This is a genomic window from Streptomyces sp. PA03-5A (genome assembly GCF_033792725.1).
In the GTDB taxonomy this organism is placed as follows: Bacteria; Actinomycetota; Actinomycetes; order Streptomycetales; family Streptomycetaceae; genus Actinacidiphila.
Window position 1 is genome coordinate 19,322 of record NZ_JARAVL010000037.1, and the last position, 19,568, is coordinate 38,889.

General features: G+C 69.2%; 14 protein-coding genes. 11 read left to right on the plus strand and 3 right to left on the minus strand.

Annotated features, from left to right (window positions below):
* Window positions 1-168: 168 nt before the first annotated feature.
* From lanL to PV410_RS35105, 3 genes are all read right to left on the minus strand, one after another.
* Window positions 169-2,901: a class IV lanthionine synthetase LanL gene (gene lanL, locus PV410_RS35095; protein WP_500329975.1), complete on the minus strand. Its 2,733-nt coding sequence runs from the start codon at window positions 2,899-2,901 to the stop codon at window positions 169-171.
* 14 nt (window positions 2,902-2,915) lie between these two features.
* Window positions 2,916-5,024 (minus strand): S9 family peptidase, encoded by a 2,109-nt coding sequence (locus PV410_RS35100; RefSeq protein ID WP_500329976.1) that lies wholly within the window; start codon window positions 5,022-5,024, stop codon window positions 2,916-2,918.
* A gap of 572 nt (window positions 5,025-5,596) precedes the next feature.
* Window positions 5,597-5,815, minus strand: coding sequence for a response regulator transcription factor (locus PV410_RS35105; protein ID WP_500329977.1), 219 nt, complete (start codon window positions 5,813-5,815; stop codon window positions 5,597-5,599).
* Between the two features lie 606 nt (window positions 5,816-6,421).
* Here PV410_RS35105 and PV410_RS35110 point away from each other — a divergent pair.
* The 11 genes from PV410_RS35110 to PV410_RS35160 all read left to right on the plus strand — a co-directional run bounded on the left by PV410_RS35110 (window position 6,422) and on the right by PV410_RS35160 (window position 19,567).
* Entirely contained in the window at window positions 6,422-8,599 is a 2,178-nt protein-coding gene (locus tag PV410_RS35110; protein WP_500329979.1) for a lytic transglycosylase domain-containing protein, read from the plus strand.
* 83 nt (window positions 8,600-8,682) lie between these two features.
* Window positions 8,683-9,798: an RNA polymerase sigma factor gene (locus PV410_RS35115; protein WP_500329980.1), complete on the plus strand. Its 1,116-nt coding sequence runs from the start codon at window positions 8,683-8,685 to the stop codon at window positions 9,796-9,798.
* Window positions 9,799-9,908: 110 nt separating this feature from the next.
* Complete coding sequence (locus tag PV410_RS35120) at window positions 9,909-10,838, plus strand: ABC transporter ATP-binding protein (protein WP_500329981.1); 930 nt, start codon at window positions 9,909-9,911, stop codon at window positions 10,836-10,838.
* Window positions 10,835-11,605 carry an MlaE family ABC transporter permease gene (locus PV410_RS35125; RefSeq protein WP_500329982.1) on the plus strand — a complete coding sequence of 257 codons (771 nt, stop codon included), beginning with the start codon at window positions 10,835-10,837 and terminating at the stop codon, window positions 11,603-11,605. The genes PV410_RS35120 and PV410_RS35125 overlap by 4 nt, the downstream gene beginning before the upstream one ends.
* Window positions 11,606-11,608: 3 nt before the next feature.
* On the plus strand, window positions 11,609-12,433 hold the full coding sequence (locus PV410_RS35130) for an MlaE family ABC transporter permease (protein WP_386993463.1): 825 nt from the start codon (window positions 11,609-11,611) through the stop codon (window positions 12,431-12,433).
* 11 nt (window positions 12,434-12,444) lie between these two features.
* Window positions 12,445-13,701 carry an MCE family protein gene (locus PV410_RS35135; RefSeq protein WP_500330042.1) on the plus strand — a complete coding sequence of 419 codons (1,257 nt, stop codon included), beginning with the start codon at window positions 12,445-12,447 and terminating at the stop codon, window positions 13,699-13,701.
* Window positions 13,698-14,738 carry an MCE family protein gene (locus PV410_RS35140; protein WP_500329983.1) on the plus strand — a complete coding sequence of 347 codons (1,041 nt, stop codon included), beginning with the start codon at window positions 13,698-13,700 and terminating at the stop codon, window positions 14,736-14,738. Before PV410_RS35135 ends, PV410_RS35140 begins: the two co-directional genes overlap by 4 nt.
* Window positions 14,735-15,901: an MCE family protein gene (locus tag PV410_RS35145; RefSeq protein WP_500329985.1), complete on the plus strand. Its 1,167-nt coding sequence runs from the start codon at window positions 14,735-14,737 to the stop codon at window positions 15,899-15,901. The genes PV410_RS35140 and PV410_RS35145 overlap by 4 nt, the downstream gene beginning before the upstream one ends.
* Window positions 15,898-17,007, plus strand: a complete 1,110-nt coding sequence (locus tag PV410_RS35150; RefSeq protein WP_500329987.1) for an MCE family protein — start codon at window positions 15,898-15,900, stop codon at window positions 17,005-17,007. Before PV410_RS35145 ends, PV410_RS35150 begins: the two co-directional genes overlap by 4 nt.
* Window positions 17,004-18,296: an MCE family protein gene (locus PV410_RS35155; RefSeq protein ID WP_500329988.1), complete on the plus strand. Its 1,293-nt coding sequence runs from the start codon at window positions 17,004-17,006 to the stop codon at window positions 18,294-18,296. Before PV410_RS35150 ends, PV410_RS35155 begins: the two co-directional genes overlap by 4 nt.
* Entirely contained in the window at window positions 18,293-19,567 is a 1,275-nt protein-coding gene (locus PV410_RS35160) for an MCE family protein (protein WP_500329990.1), read from the plus strand. The genes PV410_RS35155 and PV410_RS35160 overlap by 4 nt, the downstream gene beginning before the upstream one ends.
* Window position 19,568 lies beyond the last annotated feature (1 nt).

A 19,568-nucleotide genomic window follows, 5' to 3' on the forward strand; every position in this document is an offset into this window, starting at 1 on the left:
GGACGGAGCCGAAGCGGCAGATCCGCTTGGGGGCGCCGTTGTCCTTGCGCACACGCTGGAGCGCGGCGAGGGTCTTCGTGCCGTTCATGTGTGGTTCACCTCCTTCGGTCATGTCAGGGGGTTGGTGCATCGGCCGGGCGGCCGAAGATCGTGGGACCCTGGGTGCCTTCAGCGGGACGGGGTCCAGGGGTGCGGGCCTCCGTGACGCAGACGCAGGAGGAAGGAGAGCGGTCCCGGCATTCCGGTGCCGTAGTCGAAGCCGGTCTCCAGGCCGTTGTCCGAGGGCAGGAGCCAGAGACCGTCCCTGCGTACATGGCGGACGACGATGGAGTCGGCGCACTCCTGGGCATGTTCGGTGTAGGCCGGGTCACCGGTCGCTTCAGCGAGGTCGAGGAGGAAGTGGCCGTATCCTGCGAGTCCGTGGCAGTGACCGGTCGGCGTGAACGGAATGGACTGCACAACGGCCCGGGCTGCCCCTTCCGCCAGCTCTCGGTAGCGCGGGGTGCCGGTGGCCTGCCAAAGCTGGGTCAGGAAGGTTCCCACGCCGGCCGATCCATGGCACCAATGCTGTCGGACGGCAAGTGGTCGCTGCGGGGTCTCGCTCCAGAATGCGGCTTGTGTGTCCGCGTCGACGACGGCTGCGGCCACCAGCGTTTCGCCACAGGCCTGCGCCAGTTCCCGACAGGCGGATCCCGCTCCTGCCGCGGCTGCCGACAGCAGGAACGACCCGATGCCGGCCGTACCGTGGGCGAATCCGTGGAAGACGCCCCGGTCGACGGGAGTGGGGAACATCTCGCGCACGCGCCAGCCGATGCCGGTTTCGCCGTACGACGCGGCTTCGGCAAGCCCTTCGGCGCACTTCCGCCAACGCTCCCTCAGGGAGGGGTCGCCGGTCAGTCGCCACAGGCGCAGCAGTGCCGTACCAGCACCGGCCAGGCCGTGCATCAGGTCCGGGTTGGGCCACCTGACGGGAAGCCGTAGAGCAAGGGCCGTGGCCCTGGCCGCCGTGAACTCGTCTTCGACGGTGTCGGCCAGTTCGTACGCGGCCCAGCTGATCCCCGCATGGCCGGAGTACAACCCGGGGAGAACCCGGGAGGTGTCCTGGAGCCGACCGTCGAACCAGCGCGTCGCCCGCACGAGGGCACGCCGCCAGCGGGTCTCGTCCAGAGCGAGCTGCTCGCGTAGCCGCCAAGCCTGGACCAGGACTCCCGCGCCGCCGGCCGCTCCGCACTGGAGCGAGCCCGGCAAGGCGTCCGTACCGAAGGACGGCACCGGCCACAGCCATGTCGCATCGTGGTCGAGTGAGTCGACCAAGTGGGTCAAGGTGTCGGCGATCACGCGCTCCTCGGTCGCGGCGGGGCCGCGTACGAGCTCCGGAGCCGGCTCCGGGGCCCGCTTGGCACCGGTCGTCGCCGCGTCGGTCAAGGCCTGAGCGGCGCCGTCCAGCGACAGGCGCTTGTCCGGCTCCCGTTCCATCAAGCCGGTGATCACCGGCGCGAGAACCCGGGCTTCGGGCAACTGATGTGCAGCCTGTGCGAGTCGCTGCGCCACCTGCTCGGCGATCGTGCGGTCGGCCGGAACGTCCTCGGTGGGCCACGGGCCCTCCCGGACGACGAGGAAGAAGATCAATGCCCCGAGTGAGTAGCGGTCCACCGCGGGATCGGCTCGCGGGGCCTGGTCGGATGCGGCAACCCGCTGCTCCGGAGCAGCGAAGAAGGGTGTTCCCAACCGCAGACCGGCTGCTCCTGTTTCCGCCGCGGTCTCCAGGTCTATCAGCCGGAGTCCGCCGTCGGAGGTCAGCATCACGTTCCCCGGCGCCAGGTCGCGCAGTACCACGCCGGAGCGGTGTACAGCGGCAAGCATGTCGACCAGACGTGCGGACAGAGCCGTGCTCGCGTCCGCGCTGCGCAACGCGGGGTGTGCTTCGCGGTCGACCGCGTCCTGGAGGCTGTCACCGACCAGCTCCTCCTGGACGAGGAACAGGTCGTCGTCCACGCCGAACTCGTCCAGGAGACGGGGGACGTACCCGGTCGAAGCCAGCCGCTCCAGCATCCGCGCCTCGTTGCGCAACAGGTCGCGGGCGTCTCCTCCATCTGCCTGGGTGTCGATGTGCGGCCGGGCCTGCTTGATGATGACCCGGTCCCCCGTCTTCTGGTCCACGGCCCGATAGACGCCGCCCTTGCTGGTGTGTCTGAGGGCGTCGGTCACCCGGTAACGATCGGCGAGCACGACGGCTGCCTCGTCGTCCCCGCCTTCCTGGTCGTCCCCAGCGGTCTCCTGCGCCCCGTAGATCCCGGCCGAACGGGTGTCGAACGGATCCACAGCCCACGGCGGAGGGTCGAACCAGGCGTTGCGCTCGTCCGGCACCAGGCTCCCGTCCGGCGCCATGAAGGTGTCGACGTGCAGTCCGGCGTCGTCCAGCACGCGGGTGCCCGCGAAGGTCCCGTACCTGTACTGGACACAGCTGCCCGGCTGATACTGGCGGTCCGTCAGGATGTGCGGTGCGGCGAACTGTTCGGTGGCCGCATGCAGGCGTCGCACCAGTCTGCGGAACTGCCCGTCACTGTCGGGGTACACGGCGAAGAGCTTTCCCGCGGCCGACCGGTCCGCCTGACGGCTGACAGCACGCCGGTAGACCTCCGCGTCCCTGACGAACTTGAACGCGCACTGCTCTTCCACCAGGACGGGCAAGGCCGCGCGCACGATGGAGTCGCAGTCCCCCACAGTGGCCGAGAGATGGATCTTCCAACCCTGGTTGCGCATCCGGTGACCCACGGGCCTGACCTGGAACCAGTGGTCACCCGTGTGGGTCTCCCACCAGGAGGCGTCGTGCTCCGCAAGAAGACCGTTCAGCTCCTCGGCCCAGCGTGTGGACGTCTCGGCTTGGGTCGGCCGGCTCATCGATGGATCCTTGCTCATGACGAAGACGAAGTGGGGACGGGTTCTTTGGCGGCCGCCGTAGCGGTGTGAATGATCCACGCCAGGACGAAGGCTTCGGCACTCCGGGCGCCGTGCCGGTCGGACTGCCCCCCGTGTCCTCCGACGAAGTCGGTGCGCAGGAGGAAGGGGCCGCCGCTGCCGACGGCGCGGAGCCGGGCGATCCATTTGGCCGGTTCCCGCCAGGCGACCCGGGGGTCGTTCAGGGCGGCGACGGAGAGGATGGGTGGGTACGTGAGGTCGGACACGTTCTCGTACGGCGCATAGGACTTGATGCAGTGGTAGGCCTCGGGGTCCGTCAGCGGGTCTCCCCATTCCTCCCACTCGGCGGCAGTCAGCTGCTGGGACGGATCGAGCATCGTGGTCAACGGATCAACGAACGGAGCCTCGGCCACGACGCCTGCGAAGAGCTCCGGCGCGGTGTTGACGACAGCTCCCACAAGCAGCCCGCCCGCGGACCTCCCCCGAGCGATGATGCGGCCCGCGCTGGTCCAGCCCGTATCGATCAGATGTCTGGCGGACGCGAGGAAGTCGTGGAAGGTGTTGGGCTTCCGCAGCCCTCTCCCCTCGTCGTGCCACCGGGGCCCCAGCTCACCGCCGCCCCGAACGTGCGCGAGGGCGAATACGATGCCGCGGTCCAGCAAGGAGAGACGGGACGCCGAGAACCATGGATCCAGGGATGATCCGTAACTCCCGTACCCCACCATCACCAGCGGTGCGGACCCATCCCTCGGCATGCCGGAGCGGCAGACCAGAGAGATGGGCACCTGTGTGCCGTCCGGGGCTGTCGCCCAAGTGCGGTGCTGCTCGTAGCGGGATGGGTCGAACCCACCCGACACGTGGCGCCGACTGACCACCGTGGCCTTGCCCGTCGGGATGTCGTAGGCGAGCAGCGTGTCCGGGGTGGCCAGCGACTGGTATCTCACGCGGTAGGTGCGCGCCCGGTAGTCGAGGTTGAGATCCGGCTCGGCGGTGAACACCGGTTCCGGGAAGACGACATCGTACGGGCTTCCGGCACGGGGGATCACCCGGAAGCCCGGGACCCCCTGTCGGCGGAACTCGAGGACGGCGTGCTCGGCGAACGCGTCGATGCTCACGAAACTGGTGCCCTCACTCGGTTGCGCCAGCCGCTGCAGGTTGGAGGTGTCGGTCTCGGGTGCCCAGTCGAGGACGAAATCGTCCATCCCGGCGTTGTGCAGGACAAGGAACTGGCCGTCCTGGTGCTCCACCTGCATCCGGCAGGCTCCGGCCCGGCCCGTGCCGAAGACGGTCGGCGCCAGAAGCGGATGGTCGGCGGGGAGGTACCGGATCTCACTTGCGTGGGCGGCGTGCGACTCGATCAGCACGTACCTGCCGGAACGGGTGGTGCCCACCGTGACCCAGAATCGCGGGTCGTCCTCCTGGTACACCAAGGCGTCCGGTTCGCCGACGGACACACGATGACGCCAGACCTGGTGGCGGCGGCCAGTGCCGTCGACCTTCACGTAGAAGAGGACACCGCCGTCGCTGGACCACGCGCTTCCGTACGATGTTCCCGGGATCTCGACCGGCAGGTCCTCTCCCGAGGCGAGGTCCTTCACCCGGAGGGTGAAGACCTCATCTCCGAGGTGGTCGACGGAGTAGGCCAGCAGCCTGCCGTCGGGCGTCAGGTCGAAGACACCGATCCCCATGTAGTCGTGGCCGTCGGCTAGCGCGTTGAAGTCGAGGACCATCTGTTCGCCCGGGAGTGGGTTCCCGCTTGCCGGATCAGGGGGAGTGTCCTGGTTCTGAACCGGGAGCCGGCGGTGGACCGGGTATCGGTCCTCCGGCCGGACCCGGTCGAAGTACCAGTAGGAGCCCGTACGCACCGGCGTGGTCGGATCCGCCCGCCGCGCACGCTGCCCGATCTCCGCGAAGATCGACTCGTGCAGGGTGGCCAGATGTTCCGTCGCGCGGTCTGTGCGGTCGTTCTCGGCCCGCAGGTGTCGGAGGGTCACCGGACTGCGGGTGTCGGCGAGCCAGGCGAACTCGTCGACCACGCGATCTCCGTGGTGGGTCCGCACCTGCGGCTCCTGGCCCGTCGTCACGTCGGTGAACGGATCGGACATCTCCTCCTCCTTCCCGCGGTCATTGCATGTTCCCCGGAGCGATTCCGGCAGTGTCTTCGGCTCGCGTCGTCGCTGGAGCAGCCCACGCGACGTCTCTGCGATGCCCAGAACTATGGCAATGGGCGGATCACAGGAACAGTCACGAATGTTCGTGACCAGAGGCGCTTGCGAAGCGTGAGCAAAAAACAAGAGCCGGGGCCGTCGTCCCTCCCCTCACGGGAAGGACAACAACCCCGGCAGTAGCTCCCACGGTCCGGTCGAGGCCGGGCTGGGCGCCCGAGGAGTCGCGAGCCGACAAGAAAGCGCCGGTTGTGTTCCGAACCGGTCCGGGAGGTAATGACCCAAAGGCGGACGGCGGGCTACGCCGCCCGGGTAGCGCGCGTGCACGCCGGATCGTCTCCGGCTTCACTCACCCGCTGTGACAGCAGACGTCACCGGTCGACGTCGTCGCCCGCTGCGAACACCCTCATGCGAGCCTCCACGATCGGCCTGACCGAGCCGAGCGACCAGGCGGAGCCCACCAGCGGCATGCTCGTCCCCCCTGGGCCCCGCACCGCATCACGGGTTCACGATCAGCAGTCCGCGTGTCCCATCCCGAGGGCGAAGACGGTCAGTTGCGTACGGTTTGCCGCTCCGGTCTTCTGACGCAGGCGGCGCATGTACGTGTCCACGGTGTGCAGGCTCAGATTCAGCCGACGGGCGATGACGGCGTAGGTCTCCCCCTGGGCGACGAGATCCAGGACCTCCCTCTCACGCTGCGTGAGCCACGCAGACTCCTTGCCGAGGGGCACCGGCCCTCCGCCCGAGGCCGCAGACACAGTCGACAAATCCATATGTACCTCTCAATCCTGCCTCCGACCACCTCCTCACAGCACGTGTGGGCGATTCCGGTGCTCAGAGTGCTGGCGCGTCGCTGCTGCGCAGATACGCCGTTCTACTATCGTCTTGAACGATCTCTGATCGCACCGCCCGCACGATAGAACTCCTGTGCCTTGATCAGCCCGGTGCGACGCTCGCGGCCTATGCGCCCGCGGAGGACGTGGTCGAGTGATCCGGCTGCCGCGTTGACGGCTTCCTCTCGTCAGCGAGCTTTCGACCCGACGAACGGTCAGGTGGCCCCAGACGGGGCGGAATTGCGCGGCCCGATGCGGGCGCACAGCCCGTGCGGCCAGAACCGGGCGGGCCTGTCCGCGCCCAGGGGACCGCCCCCGACCAGGCGGGGCCGCGGCGGCGAAGGCCGGCGCACGGCAGCTGCTGATCCTGAACAACGGCTACGGTAAGTACGACCCCTGGGCCGACCTGCCCGAAGGCGCCCCGCTCCCGGTGGCCTCGCTCGGCACCGACGACAGCGCGCGGCTGCTGAGCGGCTCCGCAAGCCCGGGACCGCGACGCTGAAGGTGGTCTCGCACCCGTACCCGCGCTACGTCTACGACCTGATCCGCCACCAGGAGGGCTCGGTCCCGAAGGATCCGTCCTACCGGCCCGGCTCCGGAGAGCTTGCGCGCATCGACGAGTCATTCCGCAACACGACACAAACTGAAGCGACTGAAGGTCGCTGTGACGTGTCCGTTTTGGGAGACGGCTTGATGTGTGGCCAAGCAACAGCGGTCGCGGCCCAGGGCACCCTCACCTCATGGGTCACGGCGGGATCCGACATCCGCTGGATCCCGGGCGCGGGCACAGGGGACCTCGGTCAGGGAGGTGTCGCACGCTCGTATGCACCGCGAAGCGTCACCCACGAGATCTGGTTCTCCCCCATCCAGCGCCCCCGTCTGCTCAACGACGGCATCAGTCAGCAGGCGCCCTACCGGATCGGCGATGTCATCAGCACATCCCTGGTGCCAGCTTGGGGCGACTCCGGTGGCCATGCAGGGATCGCCTGGGTCGACGGCGCCACGTCGAAGATCTCGCTGTACCAGGGCGACCAGCTACTCGGCGAGGACTACAACCAGCGCATCGTCACCGTCGAGGAACTGTCGCCGGACCCGCAGCCCTACCGGATCGTGGTAGAGGGTGAGCGGAACATGCCCGACCGCCCGTACTCGACCCGCACCCGCACCCGCACCCGCACCCGCACCCGCACCCGCACCGAGTGGAGCTTCACCTCCGCTACCACGGACTACACCGTCCTGACGCCGCTGCCGCTGGTGCAACTCGACTACGCCGTGGCCACTGACGTGTCCGGCAAGGCCCACCGACGCACCGACCTGGTGGTCACGCCCTCGCACCTAAAGGGCGCGACGGACGCGGGGGTGGTCCGCACGGTGGCCCTCGAAGTCTCCTACGACGACGGCGCCACCTGGCGCAAGACGATACTGCGGCAGTCAAGCAACAGCTGGAAGGCGCAGCTCGACGCACCGTCCAGGGCCCGGTTCGCCAGCCTGCGCACGACGGCGCGGGACACGAAGGGGAACAGCGTCAGCCAGACCCCACATCGTCCACACGTCTGGCCCGCCGCCACGCCCTCTGAAGGGGCGCCCGCCCGATCCCCAAACTTTTTGCGCGACGGACCTGCCCTCCGGCCGCGTAGAGCAGACAACGGATTCATGCACGGAGGGGACTGCACGATGACAGTGCGTGCGCTCATTGGAACACTGAGGGGTGCCAGGGGTACGGCGATCGCGGCGGCGGCGATTGCCGTGCTGACCGCGTCACAAGCGCCAGGGGCGGTCACGGCCGAAGCCGAAGAGCCCGCACGGAAGGCGGCACCCGCCGAGCACGGCCTCAGCGTTTCCGGCGACACCCCGTACCGCACCGAACTTCCACCGCTGCGGACGCGGAAGAAGGGCATGGCACAGGGAGCGACTGGCGGCAATGTGCCTGCGAGTGTGTTCGCCGCGTACCGGCGTGCCGAGGAGGATCTGGCGCGTACCGCGCCGCGCTGCCACCTGCGTTGGCAGTTGTTGGCCGCGATTGGCCAGGTGGAGTCAGGGCAGGCACGGGGCGGCTGGGTGACTCGGGACGGTACCACCGTGACACCCATCCTCGGCCCGCGGCTGACCGGCGGCGCCTTCGCTGTCGTGGCGGATACCGACGGCGGCGCGTACGACGGGGACGCGGTGTACGACCGCGCGGTCGGTCCGATGCAGTTCATCCCGTCCACCTGGGCCCGCTGGGGAGCGGACGGTAACGGCGACGGACGGACGGATCCGAACAATGTTCACGACGCGGCGCTCGCAGCCGGCCGCTACCTGTGCGCGGGCGACCGGGACCTGTCGAACCCGGCCGACCTGGACCGGGCGATACTGGGCTACAACCACTCGGACGCCTATCTGCGCGCCGTCAAGGCGTGGTACGTGTACTACCTGACCGGACACCGCGTGGTGCCGGACGCATCCGCCGGATCCCGGCCAGTCCGGCCGAAGCCGTCCGGCCCGAAGAGGCAGAAGCTTTCGCCGCCGAAGCCGTCGGACGACCGGAAGCCGAGCACTGGTCCTTCGCGCATGCCGTCGACGTCGCCCGCCTCACCCTCCCCCAGGCCTTCCCTCGCGGCCGGGGCGACGCCGCTGGTTCCCGTCCCCGAACTGACCCTCTCGCTGCCTGGGGGCGGCGTGCTGCCTGAGGTTCGCCGCTGACCACTGGCAAGGGCCGGAACGCCATGGGTGTCCGCCTCTCCACAACTGCCACTACTCGGCGGTAATCTCGCCACGTCGGAAGCATGTACCGGCGGGTGAGTGCGAAGGGGCGGCCCCTCATGGCGACGGATATGCCTGCGGACACAGCGGCCGCCGACGAGCGCTGGCAGCGCCTGTGGAGCCATCGTGAGCAGTTGCTCAAGGTGGCCCGGCGGCGATCGGTGAGCCGGGAGGACGCCGAGGACGCCGTTCATGAGGCGATGTTGCGAGCCGCGGAGCGCCCGGACCTCGACGACGAGCGGCTCGGCGCCTGGTTGACGACGGTAACGATGCGGCTGTGCGTTGACCGGCACCGGCAGGTCAACCGCGAGGCCGAGGTGGGCAGCCGCCCCGCACTCATGACACCGGGCCCGGTACCCGTCGAGGAGGCGGTGTGCGACCGGGCCGAGGCGAAGTGGCTGGCGGTGCGCAGCGGCGAATTGCCCGCCCGGCAGGCGGAGGCGCTTCGGCTGAGGTCCGAGGACCTGGACGTGAACCAGGTCGCGGTGCGGATGGGGCTCAGCTACCGGACCGTCGAGTCGCTGCTGGCCCGGGCCCGGCGGACTTTGCGTGCCTCGTTGGCCGGAACGCTCGGGCTGGTGCTGTTCCTGGTCGGGCGCGGACGGTTGCGCGGGGGCGGCAATGCGCAGGCGGTCGCGTTCACTACGACGGCGGCAACCCTGGTGGTGGCGGGGTTCGTGCTGCCGTACGCGCTCGACGCGGGCGGAAACGGGAGTGGTCCGGCGCCGCGGCCGGCCGTGTCCAGCGACCCGCGGCTCCTGCACGGCGAGGTCACGGGCCGGGGGCGCGCCCCCGCAACACCCACCCCGTCGTCGCCGGCGCACGGGCCTTGGGGCCGGACGCCCTCACCCACCGGGGGAACGTTTCTGCCGGTGCCGGTGCCGGTGCCATCCCTGGCGGACGTGTCCGCGTTTCCGCCTTCGGCGCCGCAGGTCCCTCAGGTTCCCGAGGTTCCGAAGGTGCCGGGGCTGCCGACGGCCGTGACGGGCCTGCCGACCGTCGTGCCGGGTCTGCCGACGGGGTCGGTCGCCTCGTCGCTCCCGTCGCTCCCGTCGCTCCCCCCGACCTCGGTCGTACCTCCGCTGTCTGTCTCCAGCCCGGGGACGCCTTCGCTCACGTCGTCGCCGAAGCTGCCGTAGCGCCCCGCACACACGTCCGCAAAAAAATTCTTGGTTCGCCGCGACGGACGCACCTCTCTTCCCCGTAGAGCAGTTGTCGGAACTGCTCCACGGCCGAAGGATGGAACCGGATGGGTGTCGAGATCTGTGTGGAAGGGCTGACCAAGTCCTTCGGCCACCAGGTCATCTGGCAGGACGTCTCGCTGACGCTGCCTGCCGGGGAGGTCTCTGTGATGCTCGGCCCCTCGGGGACGGGCAAGTCGGTGTTCCTCAAGACGCTCGTGGGGCTGCTGAAGCCGGAGCGGGGATCGGTGAAGGTCGCGGGCCGGGACATCACCCGCCTGCGCGAGCGCGACCTGTACGAGGTGCGGAAGCTGTTCGGCGTGCTGTTCCAGGACGGCGCGCTGTTCGGCTCGATGAACCTCTACGACAACATCGCCTTTCCCCTGCGCGAGCACACCCGCACGTCCGAGAGCGAGATCAAGCGGATCGTTCTCGAGAAGATGGACATGGTCGGGTTGATCGGCGCTGAGGGGAAGCTGCCCGGCGAGATCTCCGGCGGCATGCGCAAGCGGGCCGGGCTCGCCCGTGCCCTGGTCCTCGACCCGGAGATCATCCTGTTCGACGAACCGGACTCGGGCCTGGACCCGGTCCGCGTGGCTTACCTCAATCAGCTCATCGTCGACCTCAACGCACAGATCGACGCGACCTTCCTCATCGTCACCCACGACATCGCCTCGGCCCGTCAGGTGCCGGACAACATCGGGCTGCTGTTCCGGCGCGAGCTGGTGATGTTCGGGCCCCGCGAGGAGCTGCTGGCCAGTGACGAGCCCGTCGTACGGCAGTTCCTGAACGGCCGGATGCAGGGGCCGATCGGCATGGCGGAGGAGAAGGACGCGGCCCAGGTCGAGCAGGAGCTGGCCCAGATCGATGAGGGTGTTCGGGCCGATGTGCTGACCCCGCGCCTGCTGCCCAGCCCCGGCATCACCCGCCCGCCCCGCTGGGATGCGATCGCGAGGCGCGAGGCCAAGCTGCACGAGAGGGGGGTGAGGGGCACATGAGACTCTCCCCGACGGGTGTGCTGCGGCACTCGGGCAGCCTCTTCGCGATGGCGCTGGACGTCGTCCGGTCCCTGCCCCGACGGCCCTTCCAGGCGCGGGAGTTCATTCAGCAGGCTTGGTTCGTCGCGAGCGTCACGATCCTGCCGACGGCTTTGGTTTCGATTCCGTTCGGGGCGGTCATCGCGCTGCAGATCGGGAGTCTGACCCGGCAGTTGGGCGCGCAGTCCTTCTCTGGTGCTGCGTCCGTGCTCGCCGTGCTGCGGGAGGCATCGCCGATCGTCACCGCGCTGCTGATCGCGGGCGCGGGCGGCACGGCGATCTGCGCGGACCTCGGGGCGCGCAAGATCCGGGACGAGATCGACGCGATGCAGGTGCTCGGCATCGACCCGATCCACCGGCTCGTCGTACCGCGGGTGCTGGCGTCGATGGTGGTAGCCGTACTGCTCAACGGCCTCGTCTCGGTGGTTGGTGTTGCGGGCGGCTACTTCTTCAACGTCGTTCTCCAACACGGCACGCCCGGCGCATACCTGGCGTCCTTCACCACCCTCGCTCAGCTACCTGACCTGTGGGCGGCGGAGATCAAGGCGCTGGTGTTCGGGGCCATCGCTGCGATCGTCGCCTCGTACAAGGGGCTGACGGCGCAGGGCGGGCCGAAGGGCGTGGGCGATGCCGTCAACCAGTCCGTGGTGATCACTTTCATGTTGCTGTTCGTGACCAACTTCGTGATGACGGCCGTGTACTTCCAAGTCGTCCCGCAGAGGGGTTAGCCGATGAGACCGCAAAACCTCCTCGATCGCCCCTTGCGCTCGCTCGAAGAGCTGGGTGCCCAGCTGTCCTTTTACGGGCGCTCCTTGGCTTGGACGGGCCGCACCCTGCGACGCTACAAGAAGGAGGTCCTGCGGCTCCTTGCCGAGGTGAGCTTCGGGCGCGGCGCGCTCGCCGTCGTCGGCGGCACGGTCGGTGTGATCGCGTTCCTTTCCTTCTTCACCGGCACCGAGGTCGGCCTTCAGGGCTATGCGGCCCTCAACCAGCTCGGCACTTCGAACTTCGTGGCGTTCTTGTCGGCGTACTTCAACACTCGGGAGATCGCCCCGCTGGTGGCCGGACTCGCCCTGTCCGCGACGGTCGGGGCGGGGTTCACCGCGCAGCTGGGTGCGATGCGGATCAGCGAGGAGACCGACGCGCTGGAGGTGATGGGCGTGCCGTCGCTGCCGTTCCTTGTGACGACGCGGATGATCGCCGGCTTCGTCGCGGTGATCCCGCTGTACGTGATCGGGCTGCTGTCCTCGTACCTGGCCGCCCGCACCATCACCACTGGCTACTACGGGCAGTCGACCGGCACGTATGACCACTACTTCCACCAGTACCTGCCGCCCGTCGATGTGTTCTGGTCCTTCGGCAAGGTGATCGTCTTCGCCCTGCTGATCATCCTGGTGCACTGCTACTACGGCTACCACGCGAGTGGCGGACCGGCCGGTGTCGGCGTCGCGGTGGGCCGGGCGGTGCGGACCTCGATCGTCGCCATCAACGTCCTGGACTTCTTCCTGAGCCTGGCGATCTGGGGCGCCAACACGACGGTACGGGTGGCGGGGTGAGAGCGGTGCGCATGCAGAGAATGCGGTTCAGGCTCTACGGCATTGCCTTCCTCGCCGTGCTCGCACTGCTGCTGTCGCTCGCGGTGGCCGTCTACCAGCAGGCGTTCACCTCGGTGGTGCCCATCACCCTGGAGGCCGACACCCTCGGCAACCAGCTCGATGCACGCGCCGACGTCAAGCTGCGCGGGCTGCTGGTCGGCGAGGTGCGCGAGGTGCGTGCCGACGGCGCCAAGGCGACCCTGGACATCGCGCTGAAGCCGCAGTACGTGTCGTACATCCCCTCGAACGTGCACGCGCGGCTGCTGCCCAAGACGCTGTTCGGCGAGAAGTACGTCGACCTGGTCGCTCCTGCCGGCGCTGCGCGCGCGTCGGCTCGGCCCATCCGTGCGGGTGACGTCATCACCCAGGACCGAACGAAGGTCGGCATCGAGGTGCAGCAGTTGATGAACGACCTGCTGCCGCTGCTGCGCACGGTCCGGCCGGGTGAGCTCAACGCCACGCTGTCGGCCTTCGCCACTGCGCTGGAGGGCCGCGGCGACCGGATCGGAGGCAATCTCACCCAGGTCGAGGGCTATCTGCGCCGCCTCAACCCGCACATGCCCTCCCTGAAGGAGGACATCACACGGTTCGCGGACGTCGCCGAGGTGTACGGCGACGCCGCGCCCGACCTGATGCGGATCCTGCGCAACACCGTCACCACCAGCCGGACGATCGTCGAGAAGAGGGAGCAGTTGGTGTCGGCTCTGCGCGCGACCGCCTCCGTGGCGGGCACAGCGAACGACTTCCTGTCCGAGAACGGCGACCGGCTGATCACCCTGGGCCGGGTCTCCCGCCCCACGCTCGAGCTGTTCGCCCGGTACTCCCCCGAGTACCCGTGCCTGTTCCAGGGCCTGGTCCGGCAGGAGAAGGCCTCCGAGGAGGCGTTCCGGGGCGGCGAGATGCGGATCACCCTTGAGGTCGTCCGGCCGCAGGAGGCGTACCGGCCCGGCGAGGAGCCGGCGTACGGCGCCCGGTCCGGCCCGAACTGCCGCGGTCTGCCGCATCCGCAGGTGCCCGGGCCGAAGCCCCATCTCGACGACGGTACGTCGGCCGGAGGTTCCGGCGGCGCACTCCCCGGAGGTGCCGACGTGTCCGCCACCCGTGCCGAGCAGCGGGCCGTGGGCTCGCTCGTGGCCCCCGTCATGGGCGTCCCCGCGGACGAGGTGCCGCCCGTGGCGACCCTACTGTTCGGGCCGCTGGCGCGCGGAACGGCGGTGACTGTCGCATGAGCGGGTCCGGAGCGCGGCAGACCGCCGCCCCGCTGGTCAAGTTCAGCCTCTTCGCGCTGGTCACGATCGCGGCGACGGCGCTCCTCGCCGCCACCATCGTCAACGTCTCCTTCACCCCCAAGGACACCTATCACGCCGTGTTCACCGACGTCACCGGACTGGAGAACGGCGATGACATCCGGGTGGCCGGAGTACGGGTGGGAGAGGTCGAGGGCATCCGGATCAAGGACCGGACGCTGGCGGAGGTCACGTTCACCGTCAGCGCGGACCGGCCGCTGCTCGCCGGGACCCACGCGGTCGTCCGCTACCGCAACCTGGTCGGGCAGCGGTACGTCGCACTCACCGAGGGCACCGGCGACGGCACCGCCCGGCTGCGGCCGGGCGGCACCATCCCGCTGTCCCGGACCGAGCCGGCACTGGACCTCAACGCCCTGCTGAACGGCTTCAAGCCGCTGTTCGCGGCGCTCAGCCCGAACGATGTCAACCAGCTCGCCACCGAGATCGTCCAGACCCTCCAGGGCGAGGGCGGCACGGTGAACAGTCTGCTCACACACACGGCCTCGCTCACCAGCACCCTCGCCGACCGCGACAAGCTGATCGGATCGGTGATCGACAACCTCAACACCGTCCTGGCGACCCTCGACGAGCGCGGCTCCCGCTTCTCCGGGCTGCTGACGCAGCTGCGCCGAGTGGTTGCAGGGCTGTCCGCCGACCGCAAGCCCATCGGGGAGTCGCTGGTGAGCATCGGCGACCTCACGGACGTCACGTCGGAGCTGCTCAAGGACGCGCGTCCACCGCTGAAGGACGACATCGCCCGGCTCGGCGATCTCACCGGAACGCTGAACAAGAACGAGCACACCGTCGAGGGCGTCCTGAAACGGCTGCCGAACAAGCTCGAGAAGCTGACGGGGACGGCCTCGTACGGCTCGTGGTTCAACTTCTACCTCTGCGACTTCGACGGCCGGATCGTGCTGCCGAAGACCAAGCAGGTGATCACCCCGGAGCTGCACGTGGCACGGGCGAGGTGTGGCGGATGAGCCTCCGCATCAGGCGGCGCGATGGCCGCCGCCCCGAGCCGCTGGTGAGGTTCCCGGTCCTGCCACCGAAGCTGCCGAAGCTGCCCAGGCTGCTGCCGAAGCCCAAACCAGGCCAGGGACCCCTCGCGAAGGTGCGCGTCCTACCGCCGAAGCTGCCCAGGATCCGGCTCACGCGCCCACGCCTGAAACCCTTCCACGAGCACAACCCGGTCGTCGTCGGCGCCGTAGGCCTCACCGTCCTCGCGCTACTCACCGTCGCCGCCTTCAACGCCGACAGCCTGCCGCTGATCGGCGGCGGCGACACCTACAGCGCGGCCTTCTCCGAGGCCGGCGGGCTCAAGCCGGACGACGAGGTACGGATCGCCGGGGTCAAGGTCGGCAAGGTCGAGGACGTCGACCTGGACGGCGACCACGTCAAGGTGACCTTCAAAGTGAAGGGCCGGCCGGCGTTCGGCACCGACACGGGGGCGTCGATCCGTGTCAAGACGATCCTCGGCGCGAAGTACCTGGCCCTCTACCCGAAGGGGCCCGGCCAGTTGAAGCCGGGCAGCGAGATCCCGCTTCGGCGGACCGTGTCGGCGTACGACGTCGTCCAGGCCTTCAGCGACCTGACGACCACCGCCGAGAAGGTCGACACGGGCCGGCTCGCGAAGGCACTGGACACGATCGCCGACACCTTCCAGGACTCCCCCGAGGAAGTGCGGGCGTCGATCAAGGGACTGTCGCGGATATCCCGGACCGTCGCCGCCCGTGACAAGGCGATGCGCCAGCTGCTCGACCACGCGAACGGAGTCACCGAGGTGCTGGCCGATCACACGAAGGACGTCTCCGCACTGGTGAAGAACGGCGACGCCCTGTTCAAGGAGATCGACAAGCGGCGCTGGGCGATCCACAAGCTGCTCAAGAGCTCCGCGCTGCTGGGCATCGAGCTGTCCGGCCTGGTCGACGACAACAGCAAGGAGATCGGACCCGCACTGAAGAACCTCAACACCTTCCTGAGGATGCTCGAACGCAACCAGGCGAGCCTCGACCGCAGCGTCCGGCTGCTCGCCCCCTACGTCCGGCTCTTCACCAACACCCTCGGCAACGGCCGCTGGTTCGACTCCTATATCCAGAACATGGTCGCCGCCCCGGTCACGCCACGTACGGGAGGCACCCGATGACCCGCAGACTCCTGGCCCTGTTCACCGCGCTCGCGATCGTCGTCGGCCTCGCCGTCGTCCTCTGGCCGGGCCCCGGCCCCGTCCGCGTCACGGCGTACTTCCCTCGGACTGTCGGCATCTACCCCGGCTCCGACGTCCGCGTCCTCGGTGTCCGCATCGGCGAGGTCAGGAAGATCACGCCGGAGGGCGGCCGGGTACGGGTCGAGCTGGAATACGACAGGGGCCGCAAGGTCCCCGCCAACGCACAGGCCGCCATCGTCAACTCCTCGGTGGTCAGCGACCGTTACGTGCAGCTGCTGCCGGTGTACCGCAAGGGCGCGGTGCTGCGGGACGGAGACGTCATCCCCGAGTCCCGTACGGCTGTTCCCGTCGAGCTGGACCGGATCTTCGACAGCCTGCACACCACCGCCGAGGCGCTCGGCCCGAACGGTGCCAACAACAAGGGTTCGCTGTCCCGGCTGCTCGGGGTGAGCGCGGACAACCTCCAGGGGCAGGGCGCAAGCCTCAACCAGACGGTGCAGGACCTGTCCCAGGCGGTCACCACGCTGTCCGACGGGCGCGGCGACCTGTTCGGGACCGTGCGGAACCTTCAGGTGTTCACGGCCGCGCTGGCGGCGGACGACGCCAGCGTGCGGTCGTTCAACACCGACCTCGCCGACGTGGCCGGGCAGCTCGCCGGGGAGCGTAAGGATCTCGCGGCCGCGCTGAAGTACCTGGCTGCCGCACTCGGCGACGTGTCCGGCTTCGTGAAGGGAAACAAGAAGGCGCTGACCTCGGACGTGCAGGGCCTGGCCGAGGTCACCAAGGTCCTCGTCACCCAACGAGACGCTTTGGAGGAGCTTTTGACCGTCGCGCCCACGGGCCTGTCGAACCTGGAGAACGCCTACAACCCCTCCGCCGGCACTCTCGACACCCGCAACAACGCGCAAACCTCCCAGGACCCGTCGTCCCTTCTCTGCTCGATCTTGAAGACGACCGGCGACGACCATGACAACTGCGAGGGGCTGAAGAAGCTCTTCGCCTCCTTGCCCGAGGTTCCGCCGGTCCCGGCGTCGACGGGCTCGGTCGACAAGACCCTCGGCGGCATTCTGGGGGCACCGGCATGAGCGTGCGGCGCAAGGGGCGGGTGGCCGCCTGGACGGCGGTCTGCTCGCTGCTGCTGACCGGCTGCGAGTTCAACGGCTGGTATGACGTCCCGCTGCCCGGCGGCGCGGCCTCGGACGGTCACGCCTACCACGTCACCGTCGAGTTCCGGGACGTCCTGGACCTCGTGCCGCAGTCGTCGGTCAAGGTCAACAACGTCACCGTCGGCACGGTCGAGAAGGTGGAACTGGACGGCTGGCACGCCCGCGTACGGCTCAGGATCGCCGACTCGGTGAAGCTGCCTGGCAACGCGGTCGCCGATCTGAGGCAGACCAGCATGCTCGGCGAGAAGTACGTCGCCCTGTCCGCACCGGCCGGCACACGCCCCGTCGGACGTCTCCGCGACGGCGACCGCATCCCGCTGTCCCGCAGCGGCCGCAACGCGGAGGTCGAGGAGGTGCTGTCGGCGCTGTCCGCGCTGCTCAACGGCGGCGGGGTGGCGCAGCTCAAGACGATCACCATCGAGTTGAACCAAGCCCTCAACGGCCGCGAGGACCGGGTCCGGTCCCTGCTGAAGCAGCTCGACTTCTTCCTCGGCGGCCTCGACGACCAACGGGCGGACATCGTGCGCGCGCTGCAGGGCGTCGACCGGCTCGCGCAGCGGCTGAAGAAGGAGAAGAAAACGATCGCCTTGGCCGTCGACACCATGCCGCCCGCCCTGAAGGCCCTCGCCGACCAGCGCAAGGACCTGACGAAGATGCTCACCGCCTTGTCCAGGCTCGGCAAGACCGGCACCAAGGTGGTGAACGCCTCCCACGACGACACCGTCACCAACCTGAAGAAGCTCCAGCCCATCCTGCAGGAGCTGAACAAAGCAGGCGACGACCTGCCCAACTCCCTCGAACTCCTCACCACGTACCCGTTCCCGCGCAACGCGACGGACGCCGTCAAGGGCGACTACGTCAACCTGAAGATCACCGCCGACCTCGACCTGGCGGACCTCTACGGCAACGTCACCGGCAAGCCCGGCAAGGGCGGGAAGTCCCCGGCCCCCGGGACACCGCATCTTCCCGGCCACCCCACTCCCATCCCTCTCCCGTCCGTCCCGTCCCTGCCGGGCATCCCGTCCGTGCCCCCTGTGCCCCCTGTGCCCTCCGCGCCCGCCGTGCCCTCGACGCCCTCCCACGGCAGCACCCTGCTCTGCCCGCCGGTGTGCACCGCCGCCTACGGCACCGGGGACGGCGCGCGTCGCTTCCCGCCCGGGGTCGATCCCGCGCTCGCCGAGCTGATGCTGAAGGGGATACAGCCGTGATCACACGTACGGTCAAGGCCCAGTTGCTGGCCTTCGCGACCATCACCGCCCTGGGGGTGGCGTACGTCGGCGCCCGGTACACGGGCCTGGTGGACGACGTCTTGCACCGCGGGTACACCGTGCGCGCCGACTTCGCCGAGTCAGGGGGCGTCTTCCCGGGTGCCGAGGTCACCTACCGGGGAGTGCCGGTGGGCCGCGTGGGCGATCTGCAGCTGACAGGATCCGGGGTCTCGGTGGCGCTGAGGATCGAGGACGGCGCCCCGAGGATCCCGGCCGACACGCTCGCAGTGGTCGCCGCCCGATCGGCGGTGGGTGAGCAGTACGTCGACCTCCAGCCGCGGCGGTCGGGCGGCCCGTACCTCAGGGACGGCAGCCCGATCCCGCGCAGCCGCACCCGGACCCCACTGCCGGTCACCGACCTGGTCCTCAGCCTCGACCGGCTGGTCAACTCGGTCGGCAAGGACGATCTGCGGGTCACCGTCGACGAGCTGGGCAAGGCGTTCTCCGGCACCGGACCGAACCTGAGCCGGCTGGTGGACTCCGGTGACGCGCTGGTGGAGGCGGCGTCCGAGTCGCTCCCCCAGACGGTCTCGCTGATCGAGGACTCGCGGAAGGTACTCAGGACACAGGCCGACCAGGGCTCGGCCATCAAGTCGTTCTCCCGCGATCTCGCCACGCTCACGGGACAGTTGAAGTCGAGCGACGGCGACCTTCGCCGGCTGATCGGCAGCACCGTGCCCGCCGCGCGGCAGGTCGATTCGCTGCTCAAGTCCACGCGACCGCACGTGCCGATCCTGCTGGCCAACCTCATCAGCGGCGGCCAGATCACCGTGGCCCGGTTGCCCGGCGTCGAACAGGCCCTGGTCACGCTCCCACTCACTGTCGCGGGCAGCTACACGGTCATCCCCGGCGACGGCACCACCCACTTCGGGCTGACCGTGAACGCCGACGACCCTCCCGCTTGCACCAAGGGCTACAACACCCAGCGGCGCGACCCAGCCGACACCGGCACGCGCCATGCGAACACCGACGCGCGCTGCGCGCTACCGCGCGGCAGCAAGTCCTCGGTGCGCGGAGCGCAGAACGCGCCCGGCGCCACGACCGGCCCGCACAGCGGTGGCCAGGCCGCGTTCGTGGCCCCGTACGACCCGGAGACCGGCACCGTGACCGGCCCGGACGGAACGCTCCTCGAGATCGGCTCGACGGGCGGGGAACAGGCCGTGTTCGGAAAGGAGTCGTGGCAATGGCTGCTCGTGGGACCGATGGTGTGAG